We start from the raw sequence: 25,750 nt of genomic DNA, 5'->3' as shown, positions 1-25,750 counted from the left end.
CTGACTCGGCCACAGGGGTGGGATCTACTTCGGCAGGTGACGCCGCGCGAAGTCGACCTCGGCCGCGGTCTGCCGCATCGTCTCGGCGACCACCAGCGAGCCGTGTCCCGCGTCGTAGCGGTACATCTCGTAGGCGTGATCGCGAGCCGCCAGCGCGTCGAGGTAGTTGTCGATCTGCCGGATCGGGCAGCGCGGGTCGTTCTCGCCCGCCAGCACCAGCACCGGCGCGGTCACCTGCTCGACGTAGGTGAGCGGCGAGCACTCCTTGTACAGCTCCGGCAGGTCCTCCGGCGAGCCGCCGAACAACGCCCGGTCGAACGCCCGCAGCGGCTCCATCTCGTCCTCGTACGCGGCGAAGTAGTCCGCCACCGGGACGCCCGCGATGCCGACGGTCCAGCGTTGCGGCTGCACGCCGATGCCGAGCAACGTGAGGTAGCCGCCCCAGGAAGCGCCGCTCAGGACCGAGCGAGACGGGTCGGTGAGCCCGGACTCGACCGCCCAGTCGTGGACGGCGGCGATGTCCTCGAGCTCGGTCAGGCCGGGCCTGCCCTCGATGGCGTCACGCCACTTCGAGCCGTAGCCGCTGGAACCGCGGTAGTTCACGTGGACGGTGGCGAACCCTGCGTCCAGCCACACCGCGCGGTAGGCGGAGAAGCGGTCCTCGTCGGAGGAGTGCGGGCCGCCGTGGATCAGGAAGACGGTCGGGAACGGGCCCTCGCCCGCGGGCTTCGAGACCAGCGCGTGCACGTCGCCGACGAAGACGTCCTCCAACGGGGCGGACGTCGCGGGCTTGGCACCCTGCGGCTCGACCAGCACGCGTTCGGTGCCGTCGGTGGCGAGCGCACGGATCACCGTGGACTTCTCGGCGGACGACCACGAGTACTCGACGGTGCCGTCCGGACGCACTCCCGCGGAGCCGATCACGCCCGGCGCGGTGTCCAGAGTGGACAGCGAGCCGGTCGCCAGGTCGTAGCGGTGCACGGTGTTGCGGGCGTGGTGGGTGTGCACGATCAGCAACGCGGACGCGTCCGGGTACCAGTCGGCGGCGACCTCGCCCGGCAGGTCGAGGACGATCTCGGTCTCGGTGTCGGCGGCGACGTCCCAGATCAGCAGCTCCTCGCGGCCGCGGCGCTCGTGCAGCACCAGCAGCCGCTGGTCGCCGCGGACCGGGCTGAACGAGATGGCGTCGAGGCCCTTGCCCTTGCCGTCCCACTTCTCCGACCTGGTCTCACCAGTGGAGGCGTCGAGCGCGCGCAGGGCCATGTGCCGGTTGTCGCCGTGCTCGGAGTGCGCGATCACGACCAGCGACTCGTCCTTCGACAGCGCGGTCACGCCGGCGTCGTTGACGTGCTGGTAGATGACCTCGGTGTGCCCGTCGCGCGACAGCCAGACCGTGGTGCCGTCGTCGGTCGAGGCCGCCACCGCGACCACGGTGCGGCCGAGCTCCAGCCCGGCGGGGTAACCGGCGTGGATGTCGGCGACCGCGGGCTCGGCCTTGCTGCCGTCAGCGATGAACGGCTCGCGCACCCAGACGCCGAACTCGTCGCCGTCGTGGTCGTCGAACCACCAGATCTCGGTGCCGTCCGGGTTCAGCGTCGCGTGGGACGTGCCGTTCGGGCGGTCCGTGACCTTGCGGTGCTCGTCGGTCGCGCGGTCCCACGCGTAGATCTCCCAGACGCCACTGGCGTTGGAGACGTACAGCGTGCGGTCCGGTGCGTCGTCGGCCCAGCCGGGCAGGCTCATCCGGGGAGCGGTGAACCGCTCGCGCCACCGGGTCTCGGCGGCCGGATCGTCGAAAAGCTGGTCCGGAACGTTGGGAGCAGGGTGCGTCGTCACGTCTCAACACTAGAGTCACGGGTGGTTCTAGGGGGATTCGAAATGACACAACCACCACAGTGGGGACCGCCGCCACCTGCGCGGCCGCCGTTCCAGCAGCCTCACCCGCAGCCCGGCCACCCGCAGAGCTACCCGCCCCAGGGTCGTCCGCAGCAGGGCTATCCGCAGCAGGCACCTCCGATGTATCAGCAGCAGCACCAGCCGCCGCCCGGCTGGCTGCCGCCGAAGCCGTCCCAGCTGACCGTCCTGGCCCTGCTGAACTGGGTGCTCGCGGTGGGGATCTTCGGCATCGCGGCGTTCGTGATCATGAGCTTCCTGATGTCGGGCGGCACCCTGATCGTCGGTGTCATCATGGCGGTCCTGATCGCCCTGTTCGGTGCGTTCAACGCGCTGGGGGCGCTGTCGATCAACCACCCGCACTTCCCGAACACCACGGCGTCGCAGATGTCCGGGACCATCACCCTCGTCTTCCTCGGCGTCATGCTGGTCCGCTCGCTGCGCCGAGGAGCAGCCGAGCTCGTCCCTTCGCTGGGCGTGGCCGCGTTGATGTGCGTCTGCGCGTTCAGCCTGTTCCTGGCGTCGCGCCCGGCCGTGAAGCAGTGGATCGTGGCGAAGCATCAGCTGTCCTTGGCACAGGGTCACGTGCCGAGGAACCGCCGATGACCTCCGAGCTGGCCCAGGTCAACATCTCGCGGCTGCTGGCGCCGTTGGACAGCCCGCAGCTCAAGGAGTTCGTCGACGCCCTCGACGAGGTGAACGCGGTCGCGGACGCCGCACCCGGCTTCCGCTGGCGGCTGCAGAGCGAGGCGGGCGACGCGACCGCGATCCGGGTCTTCGACGACGACTGGTTGATCGTGAACATGTCCGTGTGGGAGTCGCCGGAGACGTTGCTGGCCTACGTCTACGGCGACGCCCACCGGTCCGTGCTGCGCGGCCGGCGCAAGTGGTTCCATCACCCGGCCGAGGCGATGACGGCGTTGTGGTGGGTGCCCGCGGGACACCGCCCGTCTGTCGCGGAGGCCGAGGAACGGCTGGTGCACCTGCGTTCGCACGGCCCGTCTTCGCACGTGTTCACGCTTCAGCAGACCTACGGCGCGACGTCCGCGTAGCTGGTGCCGAGCTTGGCGCTGTTGAGCCAGGCCGTGGCGCGCCCGCTGTTGGGGCCCGATCGGTAGACACCCCACTTGGTGTTGACGTGCGTGCCCCACAGCGTCGCGCCGGCGTACCGCTTCTGCCCGTTGTCGAACGTCTGCTGCACGCCGTTGCGGTAGAGCTCGACCCAGCCGTCGTTGCCGCGGCTGAGCTTGAAGCCGATCACCCAGTCGTTCCACTGCCCGGTCGGGAACGGCACGGTCCAGATGTGCTTGCTGCCACCACTCGGCGCGGTGAGCTGGAAGCTCAGCTTGCCGTCACCGAGCGTCCGCAGCACGAACGGCCCGGACTTGGGCTGCGACCCGCTCGCCCCCGAGATGTGCAGCTGGTAGACCGAGATCCAGTGGCCGCCGTTGGGGTTGACGTCCCACTTCGCCCGCCAGCCGAAGTAGAAGACCTTCCCGACGTCCGCTGAGCCGATCCGGTACGGCGACCCGTTCTTGCGCATGCCCCGGCTCTCGCAGCGCTCCTTGCCGTTGCTCCAGTCCCAGGTCTCGTATTTGATCGACGCCCCGTACTTCGCGTCGTTGGCGACGGTGATGCTGCCGGGATCCTGCTCCAGCCCGTCGAACACGGCCGCCGGACCCTTCGCGGGATCGGCCTCCCAGAGGATGTTCGCGGCCTGCGCCTGGCCCGGCGTGATCAACGCGGCGGTGATGATGATGGCGAGCGCCCAATGTGCGCGCATCAGATCTCCTTCTGTGCAACGCCCGCGGCGAAGGCATAGATCGGATGTCTGCGGCGTGATTCGCACAGTATCGACCTTCAATTGATCGCGCCAGCTTTCCGCGGCCCCCGGAATATCTAGGTCTGCGGCACGGCGCGAGTTAATGTTGATACATGTCCGAAACGATGGAACGCCTCGCCGGGGCAGCCACGTTGGAGGAAGTGCAACGGATCGTCCGCACCACGGCCCGTTCCTCGCTGGCAGCCCACGGAGCCACGTTGGTGCTGCTAGACGGCGATCTTTGCTACTACGCGGACGAGGACTCGATGAGCCCGCTGTGGAAGGGCCAGCGTTTCCCGGCGGTGAACTGCATCAGCGGCTGGGCGATGTTGAACCGCCAGACGGTGGCGATCAGGGACATCCGCTTCGATGCGAGAATTCCTCAGGAAGCGTATCGCCCGACATTCGTGCGAAGCCTGCTGATGGCCCCGATCCTGCGCCCCGAACCCCTCGGCGCGATCGGTTGCTACTGGGCGATTCCACATGCCGCCACGCCTACCGAGATCGAGACGCTGGAGACGCTGGCCCTGGACGCGGGCGCCGCACTCGAACGCTTCCCCGAGGGCCTGCCCGCGCGAGGCTTCTTCAGCTAGACGGGCTCACTGACGGCCGAGCTCTTCGTCGAAGATCTCGTCGACCTGCCGCGAGGCCCGCGACAGCGCCTTGATCGCGACGACAACGGTCATGAAACCGGCGGCGACGGCAACCGTCACCCACACCGAGCTGAGCATGTACACGATCGCCAGCGCCTGCAGCACCACGATCGACTTGGCGGCTATGACGATCCATGACCTGTGAACAGGATTGGCGGCAGCGGAGTCCATCACAGTGCATCTCCCGACTTCTTCAACGAGTGCCGAACCACTGCCTTCGTCGTTTGGATCAAGACAGCTGTTACGCACCGTGAGTTGAACCGTCAACCTTCACTCGTAAGGGTTAACACTACGTGCACGTTCCGTATAGTTTGGTGCGGAACGATGGCGCTCAGTCATATCAACACGGTGACCCTCGCGGCCGCTCGTGTCGAGCTACACCACACGTTCGGGTGGCTTATTGGGCTGCGGAAACACTGTGGTGGAGGAGGCCTGGCGATCTTGGCCGCACCGAGCTCGTGGTGCTGGGACGCGCCCTGGTCGCGCAGGGTGGGCACCACCAGGTGGCCGGCCGCTACCGCTGCCGGAAAGCTGATGTACGGCGGCCGGCGACATTCGCGAAGTTCGGCCTTTTTCGATTTCTCCCACAACGGGCCGGAAACACAAATCAGCCCCTATCCACATCTACTGTGAACAGGGGCTGACCTGTGTTATTCAATCGGGGTGACAGGATTTGAACCTGCGACCTCTTCGTCCCGAACTAAGTCCAACGGCGGCGGTGAGCTGCGCTGATCTTCATCGCTGCTGGTCAAGGCGTTGGTTGCCGTTGGTCTGCTTTGGCCGCCAAGGGTGACTGTCGGAGGTTCTTCTCCCAAATTTCTCCCAAGCTCTCCCAGGCGTAAGCCTCAAGTCGGCCGCGACGGGCCGCCCAGCGGAGTACCAGTCATGGTTGGCGGGCGACCTGCTGGTGTTGGCCTCCTGACAGGAACGGGCTACGGCATGAACGAGGGACACACTCGACGCTGCCTGACGAGCGATCGGTCAGACAGCCTCCTCAGCCACTGGGTAGCTCAAGAGCGTTCAACTCGATGTGTGCCGCTCTGCGGAATTGGCGGTTCGCCTCGTGGAGATACTCCCCGGCCTGCTGGCCATCAGGAGTGCCGTGCCAGTAAGTCCTGTTCAACGCGTCGGCCAGGCTTCCCAGTGGCCCCAACAAGTCGGTCGAAGCGATCAGCGCCAAACGGTTGTGCATGAACCACATGCGGTGGGAAAGCTCGGACGAGCGCTTGTGATCATCGGAAACCGCACGCTCCATCTCCTGGTAGACCTCTAGGAATCCCTCGATGGCTGTCCGAAGCTCAGTGCGTCGTTCAGCCAACCGCACACGCCGTTCACTACGTTCCGTCGCCCTTCCGGCCACATGTTGGCTGAGGATTGTTCCTACGGCGCCAACCACCGTGCCGAGCAAAGTCGCCACAACTGGGTCCATGCCGACATCATCGAAACCAGCGCACGACTCGCTACGCTGGTAGCTGACATCCTCGCCGGATGCGCGCCCCCGGTTTGGCCACCGGGGGCATCGGCGAGGACACATCCGGCGATGAGGTGGACCTATGGTGACCTCGGGTTTTCCCGACCCTGCGCACACCACGATCGGGCAGCGCATCAAGTGGGCGCGAGAACGTGCCGGCATGTCGCGCCCCGTCCTCGGTGGCCTGGTCGACAGGGGCGCCGAGTGGGTGAAAGCGGTCGAGAACGGTCGGCTGCAAGCGCCTCGCCTGCCGATGCTGCTCCGCATCGCACACGCCCTTGGCGTGCAGGACCTCGCTGACCTCACGGGCAACGGACTTGCCGTCCCCGTCTCTGTGTTCGCGGGCGAACGGCACATGGCGCTAACCGCGGTTCAAGCCGCGCTCACCGACTACCACCTACTTGGCGATGCTTCGCCGCCGAACGTTGCGCACCTCGCCGTGCGCCTGGAGCAGGCGTGGCAGGTTCGGCATGCGAGCCCCGACCACCGGACCCAACTCGGCTTGCTCCTCCCCGATCTCATCCGGGACGCTCAGCGCGCCGTCCGTGTGATCCGTGGCGAGCAACGCCGCGACGCGCGACGCGTGCTTGCCGGGGTGTACCGGCTCGCTGACTTCTACTGCGCGTACCAACCTGCGCCAGAACTCGTGTGGCTCGTCGCTGATCGCGCGATGAACGAGGCGATGGAGGCTGACGATCCGCTCGCGATCGCCGGGGGCGCCTGGGCAAAGGTTCAAGTGCTGCGTGATGCCGGTCGTTGGGATGAAGCGCTGGACGTCGCAGCGTTCGGTGCCCGCGAGATCGAGCCCTACCTGGAGAGTGGCGACGACTGGCGCGGCATGTGGGGCGCGCTCAAGGTCGAGGTTGCGTATGTGCACGCTCGCCGCGGTCGACACGGGCAAGCCTGGGAAGCATGGGAGCTCGCGGACCGCGTCGCCCAGGAGCTCCCGATCGGCTACCGGCACACGCAATCGTCGTTCAGCCGTCCCGTGATGTCCGCGCACGCCACCACACTCGGTGTGGAGCTGCGACGTCCCGCAGAGGCGCTGCGTGCGGCCGACCAGTTCGACCCGGACACGATTGCGTCTGTGCCGCGTCGTGCCCGGCACCTGATCGAGGTGGCGCGTGCGCACGACCAGCGCGGCGAGCGGCACGCGGCCTGGGCGCTGCTCAATCACTCGGAGCGCACCGCCTCCGAGACGATCAAGTACAACGGGTTCGCGCGGGAGATGCTGATCGGTCTGCGCAGCAACCCGCCAACTGGACTGCGGCAGGACGTCAACGACTTGTGCGAACGGGTGGGCATCGCGGCTTGACCTGATCAGGTGGGGGTACAGGTTGTACCCCGTGGCATGTCGCGGCAGTCCTACGGTCCCGAACATGCGGCAGATCACTAGTGCGGATGACGTATCGGCGGGTGGGTCATGAATCCGCTCACCGACGCGGAGGCAGTGAAGCTCTTCCCCAGCCTCCAGCACCTGATCCTTCTCCGCGATGCGGGCTGGAAGTTCCTCCCGGTCGAGGACCCCGGCGACCCCAACGCCGAACTCGACGCCGTGAGGATCTGGCCCGCCGGATGGCGGGACTGCATCCGAGTCCGTGATGAGACCGACGCACTTGGCCTACGTATTCGCGTCCCCGCAGACAAGCACACTGCGCCCGCGATTGTGTGGGAGCGAAGCGGCACTCTGCCCGAGGTCGTCCACGAACTGCTGGCACTTCCCTCGCCGGGCTCGCAGCTTGCACCAACGCTGATCATCGGCGCAGCACCGAAGCTATGGACGCCGTAGCTCAGCGCCAGTTCGGGGCAGGAGTCTTCCGGCCGCTTATCCACGTCATCGCCCCGGACGCGCCACAGATCCTCTTCAACGGGATACCTCTGTGGTTCGCCACGTGCGGCGCCGTCTGTGTGCCCGTTCCTCGAATTCTCGTGGACCGCCAACGCTGTCAGAAGTGCTTGGAGCCGTCAGCGGCGGCGGAGCAGCTCGTCCATCGCGTCGGCGGCGACCACACACCTGAAGCCTGTGTCGTCATCCTTCATCGTGGCGTTCGCATCGTTGAAGGACGAGGGAGTGGCCCGGTTGAACGGGCTCGTCCAAGCGCCGCCCTTGAGTTCGTGGCGACCTGGTTTGGTCTCGGTCGAACACCACTCCCAGACGTTCCCGCACAGGTCGTAGACACCGTACGGGCTCACGCCGCTCTGGTAGTTGTCACGCGCTGTTGTCTGCCCGACGCCGTTCTCCCTGACGTTGCACTTGGCTGGCGTCGGCTGGTCGCCCCATGGGTACACCGTGCCGCGCGTTCCTCGCGCGGCCTTCTCCCACTGCTGGCCCGTCGGCAACGACTTCCCTGCCCAAGCCGCATAGGCACTCGCGTCGTTCCACGTCACGTAGACCACCGGGTGGTCCTTGATCTCGGGAGGACACTGCCCATCCGGCCAGTGATCCGGAGCCTGATGTCCAGTTGCGGCAACGAAACGCGCGTAGTCCTCATTGGACACGGGAAACACATCGATGTAGTAGCCAGGTATCCAAGCAGGCGTGTTGCTAGGACCTCCTAGGAAGACGCTTCCCTCCACCATGATCATGGCGCTGCCATCAGTCGGGTGGTGAACCTGGCCGCTCCCGATCGGCTCGACCTGCGTCTCTTGCTCACCAGCGCCAAGCACCGAGTCACCGACGAGGAAAGTAAAGCGCGCATGGGTGTCGGGGTCGCTGCGGTTGAGGCAGGTGTCCAAGGCTGCCTGGTTCACGGGCCGCGGCTGAATGTTCTCGCGGCCTGCCTCCCACTTCGAGACCATGCGCTCGCTCACTCCGAGATGGGCGGCGAACTCGCGGAGGCTCATGCGCATTGCATCGCGTAGGGCGCGAACTTCCACACCGGTCCAGCGCTGCACGGTCGGCATTGAACACGTCCCCTCGGATAGCTTCCGAGTGAGCCTAGCTCGCCGATAGCGCCGCCTATACCGGTTCGGCAGGAATGTCGGCATACAGCTCCCTCAACTCCTTCAGGACAGGGTGCGCCTCTGACGGCCACTCAGTCGCATCGATCGAGGACACAGCTCGAACGCCGGTCGCTGCGTTGGTTGCGAACGCCGCATCCATGCGCGGAAGGTCCGACAGTGTCAGAGCTTCCGTCTCGATCTGCTCGTCCAGTTCCTGATGGAGCAGGGTCATTGTGATGCCCGCGAGGTATGCCGATCGTGGCCAGACGATTCGCCCCTCACGAACGAATCCGATGTTCGAGGTGGCGACCTCAGAAATTGTGCCGTCAGGGTTGAGGAAAAGAACATCGTCGTAGCCCTCACGCTGTGCGGCTCGACGGCGCTGCATAGAGCCGAAAAGCCCGACGTGCTTCACGGCCGGCATGTCGCGTTGGTACGCGGCAGCCTGAAGCCGCCAAGGTGCCGGAGTACCGCTTGCCGCCTCGCGATGTGTGACCAGCACGTAGGGGCGCGCGTCGCGTCCGATGGTCCCCAGGTCCAAGGCAGGATCAAAGACCGAAACTCGGACGACCACACGCCCGCCCGCGTATTCACCGAGGGCCTTGCGGACGTAGCCGCGGACCTGGTCCGTGTCGAGGTCGTGGTCAAAAAGCAGTCGGCAATCACGGGCAAGTCGTGCCATGTGCAACGAAAGACCTCGAACCGCGCCGCTTTCCACGAGCATCGACGTGAAGTGGCCGTAGTTCGTGAGGGCTAGCACCTTCATCTGATCAATCGTGGCGGGGGTGCCATTCAGGTCCATGCGCTCAGGCTCCCACTCAAGCGCCGGATTCTGAAGGTGGGGCGCACCGAAGTTCGGTGAAAGTTCAGTGATCGAAGTTCAGTGCAAGTTCGGCGTTGAGGTACTACTCGGACAGTTCTCGTGTGGCCCAGGTCGCAGCAAGCTTGGGGCAGAACGGACCACAGACGAGAACGGGGCACCGAGATGGCGAAGAAGCAGACGATGATGCCGCTGCCGACCGGCGGCGGAACTGGCCGACGCTTCCTGGGGCTGGTGGTGTGCGGGGTCCTGTTGGCCCTGGTGATCCGCGACCCCGCCGGGTCGGCGACGGCGGCCCGGCAGTTGCTCGGATGGGGAGGGACGGCGCTGGACGCCCTGGCCACGTTCGCAGGGGCCTTCGGATCGTGACCGGGTCACCGGTCCTGTTCGAGCGTCGCAACGCGCTCGGCTAGGGCTGCGAGTTGACCGCGCATCTCGCGCACCTGTTCGGCTAGATCAGGTTCTTCCTGGTCTTGGCGATCGAGGACGAAGCTTCCACGACCAGGGATCGCCTTGATCCATCCCTCTTCTTCGAGCTTGGCCAATGCCCGTTGCACCGTGGCGGCTGGCCGGCCTTCCTCCTCCATGAGCTGCCGTTGGGTCGGCATCTTGTCGCCCGGCTGAAGCTCACCTCTTCTGATCTTGTCCCTGTACTTGCTCGCAAGTACCTCGTACGGGTGTCCCTCGACCTCTGAGAGCGCCATCCCGTCAGCTTACAGCGCGCACTAGCGCGCACTAGATCACTCATTCGGAGTATCGACGCAGCGGAACCCGTCTGCGTAGTTTTGAACTAGAGCGCACTAGCGCACACTAGAGCGAAAGAGAACGACGATGACGAACTACAGCCCGGACGGCCTCACCTACAAGAACGTGACCGCCCTGGTCAGCGAGGTCTCGAAGGAAATCGGGTCGCTCTACGCCCCGACGTCGGCGCTGTCGGACGGCTCAGCACGTGCGGCACGAAACGCTCGGATGTTGGCGCGGGCCGCGAAGGGCATCACGCCCAAGTACGGCGTGACGCTGACTCAGGCCGTGGGGGAGGAGTTGGCGCCGGTTCGGCCCGTCGCGGTCACGACCGCTCTCCCCACCCCGGTCCACGGCAGGACGAAGGCCAAGGGCCGCCGGGCTCGTCGCAACGCCGTGCGGGCACAGGTCGTCGCTCGCCACGCGGCCTGATGAGCAAGTCCTTTACTTCCAACAACTTTGAGAAGACCAGGAGCGAGAACGTGCCGAACTTCCTTCAGCTACACAGCCACTTCGTCCAGCGCCACCCCGGCGGCATCGGCGTGAACACGCTGCGCAGCACGCTCGCTCTGGGCGACGGCACCACGGTGTCGTGGGAGCTGCCGAGCCTGCCGATCGATAGCGGCCTGGTCCTCGTTCCGGCGGTCTACACCGAAGGCGACACCAGCCTTCGAGTGGACTTCAGCCGCTGGACGCCTGGGTTCTGCGGCAACGGGTTCGGCGCGCTGCTGCCGTTCACGACCACCGACCAGGCGCAGGCGGTTCGTCTGGCCCGAGCCTTTCACGCCGCGCCGGACACCTCGTGGCGCGACTCCGCCGAGAAGGTTGCGGCCTGGGTGCGCTCGTGGCGCGAGGCCGACGAGGCATTTCGTGCCGACTCGTGAAGCCCCGGGCCTGTGGGCGGTTCTTGGCGGGACTCAGCCACAGGCCCGGGGTGCCCATCTCTCGATCAATCTCATGACCGAAAGGGCTCAGCCAGTGTCCTCCCCGACACCCGACGGCGGCACAGTGGATCGGTTGCCACAGCTCGCGGAAGTCCTCGCGGTCTGGACCGAGCGCACGCCGCGCGCCACCGCGACCGATGCCGAGCTTGCCGAGTGGTTCGCGCTGAAGGCCGAGTTGCTGGCCGTCATCACCTGCAACCCCGACCACCCCGAGTTCGACCAGGCGCGGCACTTCGCCCGCAAAGCCGAGCAGTCCGCCAACCACCTGCGCAGTAAGGAGAACGAGTCATGACCGCCGTCCCGACGCACCCGCAGTACGCGGAGGCATGCGAGCTGGCGCGGGAGCACTCCTACGACGCGCTTGCGCTGTGTCAGTCCGCGCGCTCGATGGGAGTGACGCGGTGATGGACGAGCCGATGTTGTTGCTGCTGCTGGGTTCTGGCCTCGTGTTCGTGTTCGCCGTACTGCTGTGGAAGCTGCTGATCACCACGGTCGGCATCGTCGCCTCGCAGTGGGCCGTGATCACGGGCCTGCCGGACGAGCCCATCGCACAGGTTCTGGCGCTCGGGGTTCCCGCGCTGCTGGCCGCGTTCGCTCTTCTCTACCTCCCGAGCATCGCCGCCCGTGGTGCCGCTCGTACCGCTGTCCGTTCAACCCGCGTTCTCGCGAAGGGAGCACACCGATGACCAGCGCCTACCCCACATCGATGGACAAGCTGACCGCGCAGGTGCGCGCCCTGGCCGAGGAGATTGGCGAGACGCCGTCCGCGAACCAGGTCATGACGAAGTTCCGAGTCGGCCGGCCGAAAGCCCGCGAGGCCCTGGCCGCGCTTGCCGACGACACCGTGAACGCACTCAACTCCGACACCGCGCCTGCGTCCGAGCCTGCGCACGACAAACTGAGTGCTCGTCTGCTGCACGCCGTCCCACCGATCACCGCCGAGACGAGCGCGCTCACCGGTGACGCTTTCTCGGAAGCAGTCGAGGAAGTGCCTGCCGCACCAGTCGCGACGGACACGACAACGCCGGGCGCGCTCGTCTCGCCGATCGACATTGTGGGCGGTCCGGAGACGGCGACGCAGGCAAGCCCCGTCGTGGGCGCACCTGTGCCCACCGTGAGCACGTCGGGCCGCGCGGGATGGCTGCGAGCGCGGTCGAGGGTTCGGCGATGGCCGATTGCGCTCATTGCGCTTGGTGCGTTCGTGGCGATCTGGGGTGGCTGGGTCGAGTTGGGCAAGCTCACCGGGTTCGGTGAGATCACCCCGCTTCCAGGCATCGCGGACAGCTGGACGATCAACTCCGCGATCACTCTCCCGCTCGGGATGGAGGCCTACGCGGCATTGGCGTTGCAGGTGTGGCTGTCCGGTCACACCCGCTCGGACAAGGCGCGCTCGTTCGCCAAGTGGTCCGCGCTCGGTGCGCTCGTACTCGGTGCGGGCGGCCAGGTCGCCTACCACCTGATGAAAGCCGCGGGCATGACCGTTGCCCCGTGGCAGATCACCACCGTCGTGTCCTGTCTGCCCGTGATCGTGCTCGGGTTCGGCGCCGCGCTGGTGCACCTGATGACCGACGACAACACCCACGACACAGAACCGGAGGAGGTGCGCTGACATGAGCACCCTGGACAACACCCAGCCCGACAACGACGACACCGCTGACGCGGGCGCGACCGTGTACGACCTGAGTGCTCACCGCGCCGCACCTGCCGTTGAGCCCGGTACGGCGGTCGAGCCGAAGGTCTTCGACGGCGAGATCGTCAGCGACAAGGCAAACGCCGCACTGGACGCCCGCGTGGAGCGTGGCGAGTTGGTGTTGTCGCGGGCCGCGAGGACGACCGCGGTTGTAGTGCGTACGAGCCGCACCGTCGCGGTTGGCACCGTGCGCGTGGTGCGTGACGAGCGCACTCATCGCGTGGCAAAAGCGCTGGGCCGCAACATGTTCGTCTACATCCCGGCAGGCGCGGCCAAGGTAGCGCAACGGCTGTGGGAGTCGCAGACTTCCGCCCGCTACGAGCGGATGATGCGACAGGCCGAACTGGCCGGCGATTTGGACAAGGTCGCGGACTGGGAGGCCCGGCGCGAACAGGAACGGGAACGCCGTCACCGCCGCCGCCAGGCGCTGCTGAACGCACCGGCTGCAATCGCGAGGGCCACCGCAGTCAGCATCGTCACGGTCACGGTGCTGCTGCTCCTGCTCGGGATCATCCTGGCCGTGTCGTCAGGCGAGTTCGCGCAGGTACTGGAGCCGATTGCGGCAGTGATCGACGCGATTGCGTGGCTGGTGTGGCTGGCGTCGGTGCTTGCGCTGCCGCTGGCCGTGGCCGTGCCCACGGTTGGACTGGGCGTGCTGTGGAACATCGGCCGCAAGGTCGACGTCCCGACCTGGCTCGCCCCCGCCCGCCAGGCCCGTGACGACGCTCCGCCGATCACGCCGTCCATTGTGGTCAAGGCTCTGCGTGACCTCGGGGTCCGGGAGTTGCGCAAGGCCATTGACGACATGGGAGACGCGGGCGCCGGAATGCTCTCGCCGATCGTGCTCGCCGGGTGCGGTGTCGAGCTGGAAGTGTCGCTGCCGTCCGGTGTGTCCACGAAGGACATCACCGACCGGCATCGCCGCCTGGCGGAGAACCTCAACCGGCACGAGCACGAGGTGTTCATCACCATCCCGACTGCTGCGCGCACGGTGCGGCTGTGGATCGCCGACCCCGGCGCGCTGGACGAGCCGATCGGCCCGTCGCCGCTCGTGCTGGACGACACGATGACCGCCGATCTCTACACCGGCCGCGCCCCGTGGGGTCAGGACCTGCGCGGTGACGCGGTAGCGATTGCGTTGCTGCAAAGGCACTTGCTCGTCACTGGTCTGTCCAACCAGGGCAAGACCGCTGCCTTGCGAGCGCTGGCCTTGTGGCTCGCGCTGGACCCCACGGTCGAGCTGCGCATTGCTGATCTGAAGGGCATTGGTGACTGGCACATGTTCACCGGCCTGGCCACGACCATGATCGCCGGACCGACCGACGAGCACGTCATCTCGGCCACGCACATGCTGGAGGGAGGTGTGGAGGAGATGGAACGTCGCCTGGCCGCCGTCGACCCCGAGGTGCACAAGAACGGCGTTACGCGTGACCTGGCTCGTTCCGGCGAGGGCTTCCACCCGCTCGTCCTGATCGTGGACGAAGCACAGCAGGCGTTCATGTGTCCGGCGGTGGGCGATGACAAGCGACCGTATGGAGGAAGCAAGAGCACGTCGCGGTACTTCATGGCCGCACGCAAGATCCACAACCAGGGCCGCGCGGTGAACGTGATTCTCTGGCAGGGCACGCAGAATCCCACCGATCAGAACCTCCCGAAGCTCGTCCGCGAGGGCGCCCACATCCGAGGATCACTGGTGCTCGGTACCGAGGCCGAATCTCGGATGGCGTTGGGGGACAAGGCGGTCAACGCCGGAGCAGCACCACACAAGCTCCGGCAGGGCCTGGACAAGGGCACGCTCGTGGTCGCTGGTGACGGCGTGCCTCTGGCCCCTGGTCAGTCCAGCCTGACGGTTCGCACCCACTTCGTGGACGGGGAGGAAGCCACCGAGGTCGCCGAGCGAGCGAAGGCGATGCGCGCTCCGGTCACGACCGACGCCGGCAGTGTCGGCCCGGCTCGGGACTTTCTCGCCGATCTTGCGGCGGTGATGGGCGGCGAGACCCGTGTACGAACCGAGGTCATCCGCCAGCGGCTGCGCGAGCTCCACCCAGCGACCTACGAGGGCATGGCGGCGGGCGACCTCGCCGCCAGGCTCGGCGCCGCCGGGATCGAGCCTTACAAGGCACATGGCGGAGTCATGGCCGTCCGCACTGCCGCTGTGCACGCGGCGATCGCGGAGCGTGACGAAATCGATGGCGAGTAAGCGGGGACCCGACGCGGAGGAACACGGGGAGGCGCGCCTTGTGCGGGGAGTAGTCCCCGCACGCCTCCCCGTACCGAACTCCCCACGCTGAGCAGCGACAACGCTTCGACGGGGAGCCGGGGAGGTGCCCGCCTCCGACCTGCAATAACCCCGAGAAACAGGACCTGTGACGGCCAGGCTGTGCCTCCCCGTCGCGGTTCCGCATACCCGATCACTGTCACTGAAGGTAGTCACCTTGGAGCAAGGCATGACGAACCGCCGCACGTTCCTCACTGACCCTGACGACATCCAAGCCTTCAACCGTCGGCCGCTTCGAGACCCCGCCGTCGTACGTGCCTGGTGCGAGCCCTTGCTCAAGCAGGCATGGGCCGCCATGAGCCCCGGCGACTCCATGCCGATGGCAGGCAGCACGCGGTGGGAGGCCCTCAACGACGACGACCCGCGCAAGCTCGCCGCGGTTCTGCATGCCGCGCTCGCACATCTTGAGGAGTCCACGCCGCGCGCCATCGCGACGCGCTTCGCGCACGAACTGGCAGCGGAGCACCGCGACGAGCTGACCGCACAGAAGGAGACCGCCGCCGCAGTGTCGGCAGCGATGTCCACCGCAGGCGCACTGAACCGCTACCTGCCGTTCTGCACGCTCGCTGCTCGCCGCACCACCTACGCCACACCGCCGCTCACCGCCGACGAGATCCGCCGTCGCGCTCACCAGTCGTGGGGGCTGATCGACACCACCGCCACACCACGGAAGGCCGCCGCTTGAACGACCCGTTTGTCTTGCTTGCCCACAACTTCACACCCGACAAAGCACACGGCCACTCCGGCCGCGATGCCGAGAGGAGGACAGCCGCATGACCACACCGACCGGTGCCGAGCTGCTGGACGCCCTGCACGCCGCGCTCACCCGCTACGTCATCTTGCCCAGTGCACACGCCGTTGACGCCGTCACGCTGTGGATCGCGGCCACTCACGCCCAACCCGCGTGGGCACACGCGCCCCGGCTCGTCATCCGCGCTCCGGAGAAGCGCTGTGGCAAGTCGCGATTGCTCGACGTCGTGGAAGCCACGTGCCACCAACCGTTCATCACGGTCAACTCGTCGTCCGCCGCTGTCTACCGATCGATCAGCGAGGACCCGCCGACCATGCTCGTCGACGAGGCCGACACGATCTTCGGCCCCAAGGCCGATGGCAACGAAGACCTACGGGGCCTGCTCAATGCCGGTCACCAGCGCAACCGCCCTGCCAAGCGCTACGACGCAGCCACCGGACGCGTGGAATCCATCCCCACGTTCGCAATGGCCGCGCTGGCGGGCATCGGCGCGATGCCCGACACCATCGAAGACCGTGCTGTGGTGGTGCGTATGCGTCGCCGTGCACCCGGCGAAACCGTCTCGCCGTTCCGGCACCGTCGCGACCGGACCGCCCTGCGTGAACTCGCCGGCCAACTGGCTGAGTGGCTGCGAACTGACCTTGAGGACCTGGAAGCCGCGGAGCCAGCCATGCCGGTGGAGGACCGGGCCGCCGACACCTGGGAACCGTTGTTCATCGTCGCCAACCACGCAGGAGGTCACTGGCCCGAACGTGCTCGTGCCGCTGTACTCGCTCTTACCGCTGAAGCTGAAGACAGCGACAAAGGTTCGCTCGGTGTGCGCTTGCTGAAGGACTGTCGGACGGCGTTCTCCGGGGCAACCGCCCTGCCGTCCGCGACGCTGCTCGAACGGCTCAACTCCGACCTTGAAGCACCGTGGAGGGAGTACGGAACGAGTGGCCTCACTGCGGCGAAGCTCGGTCGGATGCTCGGTGAGTTCGATATTCGCTCGTCCAACATCCGATTTGCTGAAGGCGGCCAGGCAAAAGGCTACGAGAAAGCCGACTTCGTTGACGCTTGGGAACGCTACTGCCCGTTGCCGGTTGCGCTCGTTTCCGACACCGACACGGGGACACCCGTCCCGTCCGTCCCAAGCGTCCCAACGCAGGTCAGGCCTGGGACGGCTCGACTGTCTGGGACGGCTTGAGGCGTCCCGAAGGCCGTAGCTCGCAGAACTACCCCGTAACCGTCCCTGGGACGCCTCAAAGCGTCCCGGCTGTCCCAAGCGTCCCAGCTCTGACCTGCACTGGGACGCTTGGGACGCTTGGGACGGCTACCCGACCAATCCCGGCGTGATCGCGCCACCGCAGTCACCACTCGAACCTGAGGCGATGGCGCACGCCCAAATCTGGGCGGCCCGCCTCCTGCCCAATGGGGGAGATGCCGCGATGTCCCAGAACAAGAACGTCTCGACGTTGCACAAGCCGAGCGAAGTAGCGAAGAGGCTCGGATGCTCGGAATGGTGGGTGAAAGAGCAGGCACGGCGCCGGAGGATCCCGTTTAGCTGGATCGGTGGCCGTTACCTGTTCACGGACGCCCACATTGACGAAATCGTGTCGATCTGCGAGAAGCGGCCAATCTCGGGTCCTGTTCCGGTCGTGGTTGCGGAGGCAGCTCCGCGCGGAAACCCCGCACGTACCAACGGTCCTGTCGTCAAGCTTCGCTCGCGTTCACCACGGCGTGCTCGCCAGAACGAAACGCGCTCGACCGCCGCTTGAATGACCAACTGCCGTGTCCCGCCGTGAGATCCATCGCGGCGGGACACGCTTTCTCTCGGGAGCACGCACGATGGGATACGCGGAGAAGCGCGGCGACTACTACCGCGCGAGGTACAAGATTGCGCCGGGCAACTACGGCACGGTGCGGGACGAGTTCGGCGAGCTAATCAAGTTCGCGAAGAAGCGTGATGCTGAAAAGGCGGCGGACGAGGCCGAGGCTGATATCCGCAACGGCCGTGTTACTGCGGTCATGAAGGCCGACATGAGCTTCGGCGAGTACGTGAACAAGTGGTACTCGGTGCAGGACCTCGCGGCATCCACGATGCAGAACTACCGCAGGCATCTTGAGGAACACATCCTGCCGAAGTTCGAGGATGAGGTGATCCGCCGGATACGCCCGATGGACGTCAACGAGTGGGAGAAGGAACAGCGCGCGGCAGGCTACGCCGAGTCGAGCATCAAGACCTGGCGCGGAACCCTGCACCTGGTCCTCGCGGACGCGTTCGACGAGGGGCTGGCCGACTCGAACCCAGCAGCAAGGCGACGGGGGAGAGGGAAGCGCGCTGGGCGGTCCAGTAAGCGAGGACCGGAGAAGGTCATCACGACCATGCTCGGAGTGTTGCTGATCGCCGAACGTGCGGCCCTGCTGTCCGGGCGTGATGACGAGTTCGTAGCGATCACCACGAAGGGCTACACCGGGATGCGCTGGGGCGAACTGGTCGGACTGGAAACCGAGTACGTGAAGGAGGACGGGATTCGCGTTGAGTGGCAGCTCTACGAGCTGGATACGGGCGAGTTCCATCGATGCCCACCGAAAGACGACTCATACCGGACGATTGACGTCCCGAAGTGGCACTCAGAACTCCTCATCGAGCACCTGGCGTACAAGACGGCTGCACCGTGCTCGTGTCACGAGCGCGATTACGTGTTCACGGGTCACCGGCCAAGCAACACGTCCGTTCGCCGGGTCGGTGCCAAGCTCGTCGACGTCGCTCGACTGGCCGGCGTTTCAACGGGAACGGTGTCGAACTTCCTCAACCGTCCGGACCTGGTGGCGGCGGGAACCCGGCCTGCGATCGAGGCCGCGATTGCCGACCTCGGGTACGTCCGTGGCGGTGTCCCGACACAGCTCGCTTCGCACTGGCGTCGGAACGGGTTCGCGACGTGGCTCTTCAAGCCTGCCGCGACTGGTTGGTATCCGGCGAAAGCGCCGCGTGCCGCACAACCGGTGCCCATCCTTGGCAACCCGTTTCCTGGAGTGCCAGCACGGGGGAGAGGCGCCGCGGCTCGGGCGGACGCGAGTTGGCTTCCTGTGGCGGCCGGCCTCACACCGCATGGCCTCCGGCACACACATAAGACGCTGCTTGTCGAGTTGGGGGTGGCGAGGCCGCTTCAGGATGAGCGGTTGGGGCACCTGGACGGCACAGTGCAAGGGCGCTACTCGCACGTGACGCAGACGATGAGGGATCGGCTCATGGCCGACCTGACGGAGGTCTGGGAGCAAGCATTGGAGCTACGGCGAGCGATGAGCCCAGGGTCGCTGGTCGTCGCGCTCGACAGGCTGCTCAGGGCCACCTAAGGCAGCTCACGCTTCCATGGAGTCGACAAGATTTTCGAGGAGACCAAGCAAGGCTGAAGTAGAGCCTTGCGGACGACGCTGACCTGCGAATCCTTCTTCGTGGGTCAGCGTCGTCTTTCGTCCTCTGGTCGAGCGCCGCGCTCAGCTTGTCCGAGGTGACCATGTTGGCGTTTTTGAGAGTCGGGGCCGACTTCGCTTCGGATCGTTGCCGATCAGCCGACATTCGCGGTACGGCGCGCTGCGCCGCCTGGCCGACCGGCGCAGCGCATTGGATGGAGCCGGGATGGACGGACGTTGAGCCAACTGGCCCTCCATGCCACCAGCAGCGGCGCCGTTGATCTAGTCGAGTCAAATATGGCAAGTGCAGGTGTCGTGAGTCAGAGCTGGTACTCACCAGCGGTAACACGCCCACACGTCTAATCGATGCAGACTGCGGTAACCGTTGCTACGCTGCGGCATCGGTGAGGCGACAGGAGGGCCAATGGCGAAGAGTCGGCGACGTCGGAATCTTGAAACAACCGCTTCGCAGCCAATGCCGCAGGCCACTTCCGGACCACGCCTTCCCAAAGGCGGTATAGATCGCATAAACATCGGCCAGGCGTTTGCCGAGTATGACCCAGCGCTGGAAGACGAGCGTACATATGTTCAGACACCTGCGTACAGAACCGTGCAGGACTTTAGATCTGGCAAGTACTTCTATGTTGGAAGGCGCGGTACCGGTAAGACAGCACTTCGCCGATTCTGTGACAGGTCTTCAGATCACACGACCGTTATTGTCCCAGAGATTTTTTCGCCGTCGTACTCTCTCATCGATGTCGACCTGTTCAAAGATACAAATAAGAAGCCCTTCCGCTCTCTCGTATCCGCGTTTAGGCGCGCACTGCAGGACGAGATCCTTGCTATGTGGCGCAAGGATCATCCATTCTATGCGAATATCCCGCCTGTAATCGCCCAAGAGTTGGATCAGTTCCGGGATTACGATTTCGATCTTCGGACTTTGCAGTTCATTAGCCGAATCAGTCGACCTTTGGCCAACCACGATGATCAGGCGTGGCTACGCGAAAACAAAATGGCCAAGCTGATCGGTGATGCTATGAACACTTTAGATCCTGGTGGTGGCGCCAAGTACACTTTGTTGATCGACAGCATCGACGACTTCTGGGATGGTTCTGAGCAGGCCTTGGCCTACCTTACCGCCTTCATGCACGCGTGCCTCGAAATGTCTAGTCAAATTCCATGGGCGCGCGCAATGATGTTCCTGCGAGAGAATATCTTCGAACGAGTTCGCGAGCGAGACTCCGAGTCATCAAGGATTGAAACCGCTGTAGTCGGCCTTGACTGGACCGAACCTCAGCTGGTCGAGCTGGTTGAGCGGCGACTGAACCGCCCATTCAACACGAAGTTCGCTCTCGACGGAACTACTTGGAACGCCTTCTTCGAGGACGGCGATACGGCACGCCAGGAGATATTGCAGTTTTGTCAGTACCGTCCTCGCGATGTCCTGATCTACGTGAGTTACGCTGTAGAGGCTGCGCAGAGTCAAAAGCATAGCCGCATTCTTACAGTGGACGTCCTGGGTGCTCGTAGACGTTTCTCTGACAACCGCCTTAAGGACCTCGGTGATGAGTATGCCGAGAACTACCCCCAAGTTATCCTTGTCCTCACACGGTTCTATGGCCTCGGGCGACGATTCACGGTTGGCGGAATGGAATCCGTCCTGTCGAGATTGCTCGACGACCAAGAAGTTAAAAAGGCCTGTGCGGCGTGGATTTTCCGCCACGCTACGGTAGAGTCATTCGTACGGTTGCTCTACAACATTGGGTTTATTGGACTCCGTGCTCCACATAAGTCCACGCAGTTCCGTGCGCTTGGTTCTCAAGATACCTCGCCTCCGCCTGTTTCCTATCAAACCGAGGTTGAAGTTCATCGGGCATATTGGTCTGCGCTCGACCTTCAAGACGTACTCGTCCGTGAGATGCCCCAGGCGGCGGAGTTTGGACGTGTTGGTCTCTTGACCGAACTGCCAGACGGCGCAACGGCAGCAGAGTACGTCGAACGTGTCGATGAAGTGATGACCCAATTGCGCGGACTCCCCAAGGGAACGGAAGGCGCTTCTCAGTTCGAAGATATTGTAGGTGACATTTTGCGCCTATGCTTCTATCGATCTCTCAACAACATTGAGGCCCGTGTCCGAGATGTCAACGGATCCGTAATTCGAGATTGGGTATGCGCCAATCGGGCAAGTGATGGCTTCTGGGAGATGGTGCGAAGCAGCTACAAAGCTAAACAGGTAATTTGGGAGTGCAAGAACTACGAGGACCTAAAGTCCGACGACTTTCACCAGTTGTCATACTACATGAACGACATCATCGGTAAGTTCATCGTAGTTGCTTACCGCGGAGATGCCATCAGTCCCGCGTACTACAGTCACATTCGGAGAATCGCGCAGGATCGGGGCGCTTTTGTCCTTCCCCTTACGGAGCGCGATCTCTTGACGTTCCTTAGGCAGGCCAAAGCTGGCAAGGCGAAAGAGGACCACATCCAGGATCGATACGACTCGGTCATCCGCAAGATCTCCTAACGCCGTACAGCATGTAGGGGCATTACGGGATTTTCACCTAAGGACGTTGACGCGTGTGGTTGCCTCTGATGGGTTGGCGGGGACGGCGCGCGCCCCGTCGCCCGCTGGCACAGAACACGCCGGCGGTTTCGGTCATCCTGTCGGTTTGTCCGTGTAGGGACGGGCCGGAAAGACCTTGCGCGCCAGCGACCAGTATGGGGCCGCCCTGACGATCTGAACACGAGTTCAGCGCTCATACGTGGCAGCATCCGGCAGGGCTGAGCCACCGCGTGCTGCCCGTTGCTGTGTGCCCACGCTGGTCGAGTTGCTCTTTGGTTGCCTCACAAGCGTCCGGGCCCTCAGTCGAGCAGCCGCCGCGCACTGCCGGGACGTAGTGACTTCGATGGGTTGCATGCCAGTGCGTTCGCCTCGTGGGCACAACGCCCGTTGATGGGCTACCTGCCGGTTCGCGCTAACTCGCCGACCTTGCTGCTCGCTCGTGCGCGCTGGAGGACTCTGGGGCGCTTCAACGCCCAGCCAGGGGAGACGAGTCGGAGAGTTGTTCTCCCAAATTTCTCCCAAAACGGCCCGGAATGAGCCTCGAACACAAATCAGCCCCTGTCCACGTCTACTGTGGACAGGGGCTGACCTGCATCTATTTCAATCGGGGTGACAGGATTTGAACCTGCGACCTCTTCGTCCCGAACGAAGCGCGCTACCAAGCTGCGCCACACCCCGGCTGGGAACGAGTAGAACTCTACATCATGTCCGCCCCAGCTCCGAATCGGACCCCCTCATTCCGGCCCTGACCAGGCGTAACGGGCCGAGGAACGAGGGTGAGCAGCGAAGCCTCTGGAGGGCAGCAGAACCGCACCGGCGCATACGGCGAAGTGCCCATCCCTGCGGACACGTTCATCCACATGTGCGATCCCCACCGCGAAACCCCGCGCGCACGACCACGATCCAGTTCGCAGTTGGTCACGAGAGCGCCGTAGAACGGCACGCGCAACTGTCCGCCGTGTGTGTGCCCGGCCATCACGAAGTCGTAGCCGTCGGCGGCGAACGGGTCCAGCACGCGCGGCTCTGGCGAGTGCGTGACGCCGAGCCTCAACGCCGCGGACTGGTCCGGCTCGCCCGCGATGTCGGCGTAGCGGTCGCGCTTCAGGTGCGGGTCGTCCAGGCCTGCCGCGAAGATCGTCTGGCCGGCGACCTCGATCTTGCGGCGCACGTGGGTCAGGTCGAGCCAGCCGCGCTCGATCATGCCCGCGCGGAGGTCGCGCCACGGCAGCGTCACGCCGTGGATTCGCTTGGTCTTGGAGGACGGCAGCAGGTAGCGCACCGGGTTCTTCAGTCGGGGCGCGTAGTAGTCGTTGCTGCCGAACACGAACACGCCCGGCTTGTCGAGCAACGGGCCGAGCGCGCGCAGCACGCCTGGGACCGCGTCCTTGTGCGCGAGGTTGTCGCCCGTGTTGACGACGAAGTCCGGGTTCAGGTCGGCCAGGGAGGCGACCCAGCGCTGCTTCGACACCTGGTTCGGCGTCATGTGCAGGTCTGAGATGTGCAGCACACGGATCGGGCGAGCACCGGGGGCCAGCACCGGCACGGTCGCCGTGCGCAGGGTCCAGTGCCTTCTCTCGATTCCCGCCGCGTACGCGACGGTTGCGGCGCCCAGTGCGGTCGTGGCGAGGAGGGCTCGGCCGAGCTTGTTCACGCGTCAAGGGTACGGAAGGTGGGTAACTCGATCGGCGCGGCATCCTGCGGGCGGTACCGTTCTGCGCCATGGCGGAGTTGAAGGCGCGGCTGCAGAACGACCTGACTGTGGCGATGAAGGCCCGGGAGACGGTCACGGCTGGTGCGCTGCGGATGGCGCTCACGGCTGTCACGAACGAAGAGGTCTCGGGCAAGCAGGCCCGCGAGCTGAGTGACGACGAGGTCGTGAAGGTCCTCACGCGCGAGGCGAAGAAGCGCAAGGAGGCCGCGGAGGCCTTCGACGGTGCCGGTCGGGCCGAGAAGGCCGACCTGGAGCGTCAGGAGCTCGCCGTGCTCGAGATCTACCTGCCCGCCCAGCTCGACGACGCCGAGCTGGCGTCCATTGTGGACAAGGCGGTCGAGGCCGTGACGGCGCAGCTCGGTGAGGCGCCGGGACCCAAGCAGATGGGCCAGGTCATGAAGGCAGTCAACGCCGAGGTCGCCGGCCGCGCCGAGGGTGGCCGGGTGGCCGCCGCGGTGAAGTCCAGGCTCACGAGCTGACGAAGTGCCGCAGCGGCCCAAACCGCTGCGGCACCCCCATCTAGAACGCCTTCTCGACCGCGTCCGCGAACTCGCCCATCGACCCGAACTCCAGGTCGTAGCTGAACTCGCCGGACGGCTGAGGCGTCGCGCCCCAGCCCGGCCTGTCGTGCCGCCGGTTGATCCACACGGACGGCAGCCCCTCGCGACGTGCGGGAACGTGGTCGTGGAACAGGCTCTGCGCCACGTGCAGCAGCCCGGAACGCTCGATGCCCAACGAGTCGAGCGTCGAGTCCAGCGCCCGGAAGTGGTTCTCCGAGGGCTTGTAACCGCCGACGTCCTCCGCCGTGATGATCGCCGCGAAGTCGCCGCGCAACCACCGGTTGCTGCCCGCGAACCCGGCACGGTGCACATTGGACAGAATGATCAGCTTGTAACGGGAAGCCAGGCGCGCCAACGCATCTGCGGAATCGGGGAACGCGGGCCAGTCCGGTACGGACGCACCGAGCCGCGCAGCCCATTCGTCGCTCACCGAGCGCCCCAGCTCCGCACCCGTCCGCCGGAACGCCTCGGCCAGCACGTCCGGATACAGCCGGAACGGTGTCTCCGCCGCCACTTCCGCCTCGTGCGAGCTGTACGCGAGCAGCAACTCCTCCTCGGATAGCGAGAGTCCCTCGGAGCCTGCCCACGGTGAGAGCACCGCGGCGAGCCCGCTCTCCCAGTCGATGAGCGTGCCGTAGCAGTCGAAGCTGAGCGCCTTGAACGCAGTCAGGTCCATGACCCAAACTGTAGTACAGTTCAACTGTAGGGCAACCGAGTTAAACTCGGCACATGTCCGCCCTCGACGGCCTCGAAGTACGCCGCACCACCACGGCCCAGCAGCTCGCCGACGGCCTCTCCGAACGGATCATGGCCGGCGCTTTCGGCCCTGGTGACAGGCTCAGGGAGAGCGCGATCGCGGCCGAGCTGGGCGTCGCGCGCAACACCATCCGCGAGGCCGTCCGCATCCTGGAGCTGACCGGCCTCGTGCGCTACGAGGTCAACCGCGGCGCCGTCGTCATCGCCCCGACGCCCGAAAACGTCGAGGCCCTCTACACCGCCCGCGAGCGCCTCGAAACGGCTGCGGCGGCCCGCACGCCGAGCCCCGAGCAGCTCGACGCGATCACCAGGGCGTTCGACGAGCTGAAAGAGGCCACGAAGACCGGCGACACGAGCCAGATCGTCGACCGCGACCTCGTCTTCCACCAGAAGATCGTCGCGCTGCTCGACAGCACCAGGCTCGACGAGTTCTTCGCCGCCATGACCAAGGAGCTGCGCTTCTACCTCACGGTGCTCACCAGGCAGGAGAAGCCGGAGGAGGTCGTGGCCGAGCACCAGGTGATCCTCGACGCGATCAGATCCGGCGACCGCGACAGGGCGGTCGCCGAGATCCGCACACACATCGACGCCAGCGTGCAGCGTCTCAAGGCAATGCTCTAGTGCTGCGACCGCCAACCTTCGCCGTGTCTTCGGCGCTCAGCAGGGCGCCTCGCGGCACCGGCCCCACGCCCACAGCCAACCAGGATGAGGACGCGGGGCCGGCGCCACGATGCACCCGTCTGACCACCGAACACGGG

At 65.5% G+C, this 25,750-nt stretch carries 27 protein-coding genes and 1 tRNA gene; 18 read left to right on the top strand and 10 right to left on the bottom strand.

Annotation, left to right across the window (positions count from 1 at the left end):
• Positions 1-24: 24 nt before the first annotated feature.
• On the bottom strand, positions 25-1,836 hold the full coding sequence (locus ABZ345_RS43840; protein ID WP_359861088.1) for a prolyl oligopeptidase family serine peptidase: 1,812 nt from the start codon (positions 1,834-1,836) through the stop codon (positions 25-27).
• A gap of 42 nt (positions 1,837-1,878) precedes the next feature.
• Here ABZ345_RS43840 and ABZ345_RS43835 point away from each other — a divergent pair, with 42 nt between their 5' ends.
• Entirely contained in the window at positions 1,879-2,499 is a 621-nt protein-coding gene (locus ABZ345_RS43835; protein ID WP_359861086.1) for a hypothetical protein, read from the top strand.
• Positions 2,496-2,945, top strand: coding sequence for a DUF3291 domain-containing protein (locus ABZ345_RS43830; protein WP_359861084.1), 450 nt, complete (start codon positions 2,496-2,498; stop codon positions 2,943-2,945). Before ABZ345_RS43835 ends, ABZ345_RS43830 begins: the two co-directional genes overlap by 4 nt.
• On the opposite strand, the gene ABZ345_RS43825 is transcribed toward ABZ345_RS43830, so the two are convergent.
• Positions 2,924-3,676 carry a heparin lyase I family protein gene (locus tag ABZ345_RS43825; RefSeq protein WP_359861082.1) on the bottom strand — a complete coding sequence of 251 codons (753 nt, stop codon included), beginning with the start codon at positions 3,674-3,676 and terminating at the stop codon, positions 2,924-2,926. The two genes, ABZ345_RS43830 and ABZ345_RS43825, sit on opposite strands and share 22 nt — an antisense overlap.
• Positions 3,677-3,828: 152 nt before the next feature.
• Between ABZ345_RS43825 and ABZ345_RS43820 the strand changes: the two genes are divergently transcribed.
• Positions 3,829-4,308: a GAF domain-containing protein gene (locus ABZ345_RS43820; RefSeq protein ID WP_359861080.1), complete on the top strand. Its 480-nt coding sequence runs from the start codon at positions 3,829-3,831 to the stop codon at positions 4,306-4,308.
• 6 nt (positions 4,309-4,314) lie between these two features.
• On the opposite strand, the gene ABZ345_RS43815 is transcribed toward ABZ345_RS43820, so the two are convergent.
• On the bottom strand, positions 4,315-4,539 hold the full coding sequence (locus ABZ345_RS43815; protein ID WP_359861078.1) for a hypothetical protein: 225 nt from the start codon (positions 4,537-4,539) through the stop codon (positions 4,315-4,317).
• 823 nt (positions 4,540-5,362) lie between these two features.
• Positions 5,363-5,797, bottom strand: coding sequence for a hypothetical protein (locus ABZ345_RS43810; RefSeq protein ID WP_359861076.1), 435 nt, complete (start codon positions 5,795-5,797; stop codon positions 5,363-5,365).
• A 124-nt stretch (positions 5,798-5,921) separates the two neighbouring features.
• Here ABZ345_RS43810 and ABZ345_RS43805 point away from each other — a divergent pair, with 124 nt between their 5' ends.
• Complete coding sequence (locus ABZ345_RS43805; protein WP_359861074.1) at positions 5,922-7,154, top strand: helix-turn-helix transcriptional regulator; 1,233 nt, start codon at positions 5,922-5,924, stop codon at positions 7,152-7,154.
• 108 nt (positions 7,155-7,262) lie between these two features.
• The gene (locus ABZ345_RS43800; RefSeq protein WP_359861072.1) at positions 7,263-7,628 is read left to right on the top strand and encodes a hypothetical protein; all 366 of its coding nucleotides are present in this window, start codon (positions 7,263-7,265) and stop codon (positions 7,626-7,628) included.
• 176 nt (positions 7,629-7,804) lie between these two features.
• Here the strand turns inward: ABZ345_RS43800 and ABZ345_RS43795 are convergent, their stop codons facing one another.
• Complete coding sequence (locus tag ABZ345_RS43795) at positions 7,805-8,743, bottom strand: SUMF1/EgtB/PvdO family nonheme iron enzyme (RefSeq protein WP_359861070.1); 939 nt, start codon at positions 8,741-8,743, stop codon at positions 7,805-7,807.
• Positions 8,744-8,798: 55 nt separating this feature from the next.
• The gene (locus ABZ345_RS43790; protein WP_359861068.1) at positions 8,799-9,584 is read right to left on the bottom strand and encodes an aminotransferase class IV family protein; all 786 of its coding nucleotides are present in this window, start codon (positions 9,582-9,584) and stop codon (positions 8,799-8,801) included.
• A 183-nt stretch (positions 9,585-9,767) separates the two neighbouring features.
• Between ABZ345_RS43790 and ABZ345_RS43785 the strand changes: the two genes are divergently transcribed.
• Positions 9,768-9,971 (top strand): hypothetical protein, encoded by a 204-nt coding sequence (locus ABZ345_RS43785; RefSeq protein ID WP_359861066.1) that lies wholly within the window; start codon positions 9,768-9,770, stop codon positions 9,969-9,971.
• Between the two features lie 5 nt (positions 9,972-9,976).
• Here the strand turns inward: ABZ345_RS43785 and ABZ345_RS43780 are convergent, their stop codons facing one another.
• A complete protein-coding gene (locus ABZ345_RS43780) occupies positions 9,977-10,306 on the bottom strand; it encodes a winged helix-turn-helix domain-containing protein (protein ID WP_359861064.1) in 330 nt (109 codons plus the stop codon).
• A 127-nt stretch (positions 10,307-10,433) separates the two neighbouring features.
• Between ABZ345_RS43780 and ABZ345_RS43775 the strand changes: the two genes are divergently transcribed.
• The 10 genes from ABZ345_RS43775 to ABZ345_RS43730 all read left to right on the top strand — a co-directional run bounded on the left by ABZ345_RS43775 (position 10,434) and on the right by ABZ345_RS43730 (position 21,926).
• Positions 10,434-10,778, top strand: a complete 345-nt coding sequence (locus tag ABZ345_RS43775; protein ID WP_359861062.1) for a hypothetical protein — start codon at positions 10,434-10,436, stop codon at positions 10,776-10,778.
• Positions 10,779-10,828: 50 nt separating this feature from the next.
• Positions 10,829-11,230: a hypothetical protein gene (locus tag ABZ345_RS43770; RefSeq protein ID WP_359861060.1), complete on the top strand. Its 402-nt coding sequence runs from the start codon at positions 10,829-10,831 to the stop codon at positions 11,228-11,230.
• 133 nt (positions 11,231-11,363) lie between these two features.
• On the top strand, positions 11,364-11,582 hold the full coding sequence (locus tag ABZ345_RS43765; RefSeq protein WP_359861058.1) for a hypothetical protein: 219 nt from the start codon (positions 11,364-11,366) through the stop codon (positions 11,580-11,582).
• Between the two features lie 112 nt (positions 11,583-11,694).
• Positions 11,695-11,976, top strand: a complete 282-nt coding sequence (locus tag ABZ345_RS43760) for a hypothetical protein (RefSeq protein WP_359861056.1) — start codon at positions 11,695-11,697, stop codon at positions 11,974-11,976.
• On the top strand, positions 11,973-12,899 hold the full coding sequence (locus ABZ345_RS43755; protein ID WP_359861054.1) for an ABC transporter permease: 927 nt from the start codon (positions 11,973-11,975) through the stop codon (positions 12,897-12,899). The genes ABZ345_RS43760 and ABZ345_RS43755 overlap by 4 nt, the downstream gene beginning before the upstream one ends.
• 1 nt (position 12,900) lies before the next feature.
• A complete protein-coding gene (locus ABZ345_RS43750) occupies positions 12,901-15,180 on the top strand; it encodes an ATP-binding protein (RefSeq protein ID WP_359861053.1) in 2,280 nt (759 codons plus the stop codon).
• 349 nt (positions 15,181-15,529) lie between these two features.
• Positions 15,530-15,943 carry a DUF2742 domain-containing protein gene (locus ABZ345_RS43745; RefSeq protein ID WP_359861051.1) on the top strand — a complete coding sequence of 138 codons (414 nt, stop codon included), beginning with the start codon at positions 15,530-15,532 and terminating at the stop codon, positions 15,941-15,943.
• Positions 15,944-16,031: 88 nt separating this feature from the next.
• Positions 16,032-17,195 (top strand): DUF3631 domain-containing protein, encoded by a 1,164-nt coding sequence (locus tag ABZ345_RS43740; RefSeq protein WP_359861049.1) that lies wholly within the window; start codon positions 16,032-16,034, stop codon positions 17,193-17,195.
• A gap of 641 nt (positions 17,196-17,836) precedes the next feature.
• Positions 17,837-19,345, top strand: coding sequence for a LacI family DNA-binding transcriptional regulator (locus ABZ345_RS43735; RefSeq protein WP_359861047.1), 1,509 nt, complete (start codon positions 17,837-17,839; stop codon positions 19,343-19,345).
• A gap of 481 nt (positions 19,346-19,826) precedes the next feature.
• The gene (locus ABZ345_RS43730; protein ID WP_359861045.1) at positions 19,827-21,926 is read left to right on the top strand and encodes a hypothetical protein; all 2,100 of its coding nucleotides are present in this window, start codon (positions 19,827-19,829) and stop codon (positions 21,924-21,926) included.
• A 643-nt stretch (positions 21,927-22,569) separates the two neighbouring features.
• On the opposite strand, the gene ABZ345_RS43725 is transcribed toward ABZ345_RS43730, so the two are convergent.
• Together ABZ345_RS43725 and ABZ345_RS43720 are read right to left on the bottom strand one after the other, a co-directional pair.
• Positions 22,570-22,643 (bottom strand) — tRNA-Pro (locus ABZ345_RS43725).
• 19 nt (positions 22,644-22,662) lie between these two features.
• A complete protein-coding gene (locus ABZ345_RS43720; protein ID WP_359861043.1) occupies positions 22,663-23,616 on the bottom strand; it encodes a metallophosphoesterase in 954 nt (317 codons plus the stop codon).
• A gap of 68 nt (positions 23,617-23,684) precedes the next feature.
• On the opposite strand from ABZ345_RS43720, the gene ABZ345_RS43715 reads away from it, so the two are divergent.
• On the top strand, positions 23,685-24,155 hold the full coding sequence (locus ABZ345_RS43715) for a GatB/YqeY domain-containing protein (RefSeq protein ID WP_359861042.1): 471 nt from the start codon (positions 23,685-23,687) through the stop codon (positions 24,153-24,155).
• 40 nt (positions 24,156-24,195) lie between these two features.
• Here the strand turns inward: ABZ345_RS43715 and ABZ345_RS43710 are convergent, their stop codons facing one another.
• Entirely contained in the window at positions 24,196-24,912 is a 717-nt protein-coding gene (locus ABZ345_RS43710) for a haloacid dehalogenase type II (RefSeq protein WP_359861040.1), read from the bottom strand.
• 53 nt (positions 24,913-24,965) lie between these two features.
• Between ABZ345_RS43710 and ABZ345_RS43705 the strand changes: the two genes are divergently transcribed.
• Positions 24,966-25,613, top strand: a complete 648-nt coding sequence (locus ABZ345_RS43705; RefSeq protein ID WP_359861038.1) for a GntR family transcriptional regulator — start codon at positions 24,966-24,968, stop codon at positions 25,611-25,613.
• Positions 25,614-25,750 lie beyond the last annotated feature (137 nt).

The sequence above is a fragment of the Lentzea sp. NPDC005914 genome (genome assembly GCF_040629405.1).
Lineage (GTDB): Bacteria > Actinomycetota > Actinomycetes > Mycobacteriales > Pseudonocardiaceae > Lentzea.
This window is presented reverse-complemented; position numbering and strand designations above follow the sequence as displayed.

Bases quoted from the DNA above. Each gene is read 5' to 3' on its own strand.
- ABZ345_RS43835 (WP_359861086.1), top strand. From the start codon at position 1,879: ATGACACAACCACCACAGTGGGGACCGCCGCCACCTGCGCGGCCGCCG.
- ABZ345_RS43830 (WP_359861084.1), top strand. From the start codon at position 2,496: ATGACCTCCGAGCTGGCCCAGGTCAACATCTCGCGGCTGCTGGCGCCG.
- ABZ345_RS43825 (WP_359861082.1), bottom strand. From the start codon at position 3,676: ATGCGCGCACATTGGGCGCTCGCCATCATCATCACCGCCGCGTTGATC.
- ABZ345_RS43820 (WP_359861080.1), top strand. From the start codon at position 3,829: ATGTCCGAAACGATGGAACGCCTCGCCGGGGCAGCCACGTTGGAGGAA.
- ABZ345_RS43815 (WP_359861078.1), bottom strand. From the start codon at position 4,539: ATGGACTCCGCTGCCGCCAATCCTGTTCACAGGTCATGGATCGTCATA.
- ABZ345_RS43810 (WP_359861076.1), bottom strand. From the start codon at position 5,797: ATGGACCCAGTTGTGGCGACTTTGCTCGGCACGGTGGTTGGCGCCGTA.
- ABZ345_RS43805 (WP_359861074.1), top strand. From the start codon at position 5,922: ATGGTGACCTCGGGTTTTCCCGACCCTGCGCACACCACGATCGGGCAG.
- ABZ345_RS43800 (WP_359861072.1), top strand. From the start codon at position 7,263: ATGAATCCGCTCACCGACGCGGAGGCAGTGAAGCTCTTCCCCAGCCTC.
- ABZ345_RS43795 (WP_359861070.1), bottom strand. From the start codon at position 8,743: ATGCCGACCGTGCAGCGCTGGACCGGTGTGGAAGTTCGCGCCCTACGC.
- ABZ345_RS43790 (WP_359861068.1), bottom strand. From the start codon at position 9,584: ATGGACCTGAATGGCACCCCCGCCACGATTGATCAGATGAAGGTGCTA.
- ABZ345_RS43785 (WP_359861066.1), top strand. From the start codon at position 9,768: ATGGCGAAGAAGCAGACGATGATGCCGCTGCCGACCGGCGGCGGAACT.
- ABZ345_RS43780 (WP_359861064.1), bottom strand. From the start codon at position 10,306: ATGGCGCTCTCAGAGGTCGAGGGACACCCGTACGAGGTACTTGCGAGC.
- ABZ345_RS43775 (WP_359861062.1), top strand. From the start codon at position 10,434: ATGACGAACTACAGCCCGGACGGCCTCACCTACAAGAACGTGACCGCC.
- ABZ345_RS43760 (WP_359861056.1), top strand. From the start codon at position 11,695: ATGGACGAGCCGATGTTGTTGCTGCTGCTGGGTTCTGGCCTCGTGTTC.
- ABZ345_RS43755 (WP_359861054.1), top strand. From the start codon at position 11,973: ATGACCAGCGCCTACCCCACATCGATGGACAAGCTGACCGCGCAGGTG.
- ABZ345_RS43750 (WP_359861053.1), top strand. From the start codon at position 12,901: ATGAGCACCCTGGACAACACCCAGCCCGACAACGACGACACCGCTGAC.
- ABZ345_RS43740 (WP_359861049.1), top strand. From the start codon at position 16,032: ATGACCACACCGACCGGTGCCGAGCTGCTGGACGCCCTGCACGCCGCG.
- ABZ345_RS43735 (WP_359861047.1), top strand. From the start codon at position 17,837: ATGGGATACGCGGAGAAGCGCGGCGACTACTACCGCGCGAGGTACAAG.
- ABZ345_RS43730 (WP_359861045.1), top strand. From the start codon at position 19,827: ATGGCGAAGAGTCGGCGACGTCGGAATCTTGAAACAACCGCTTCGCAG.
- ABZ345_RS43715 (WP_359861042.1), top strand. From the start codon at position 23,685: ATGGCGGAGTTGAAGGCGCGGCTGCAGAACGACCTGACTGTGGCGATG.
- ABZ345_RS43710 (WP_359861040.1), bottom strand. From the start codon at position 24,912: ATGGACCTGACTGCGTTCAAGGCGCTCAGCTTCGACTGCTACGGCACG.
- ABZ345_RS43705 (WP_359861038.1), top strand. From the start codon at position 24,966: ATGTCCGCCCTCGACGGCCTCGAAGTACGCCGCACCACCACGGCCCAG.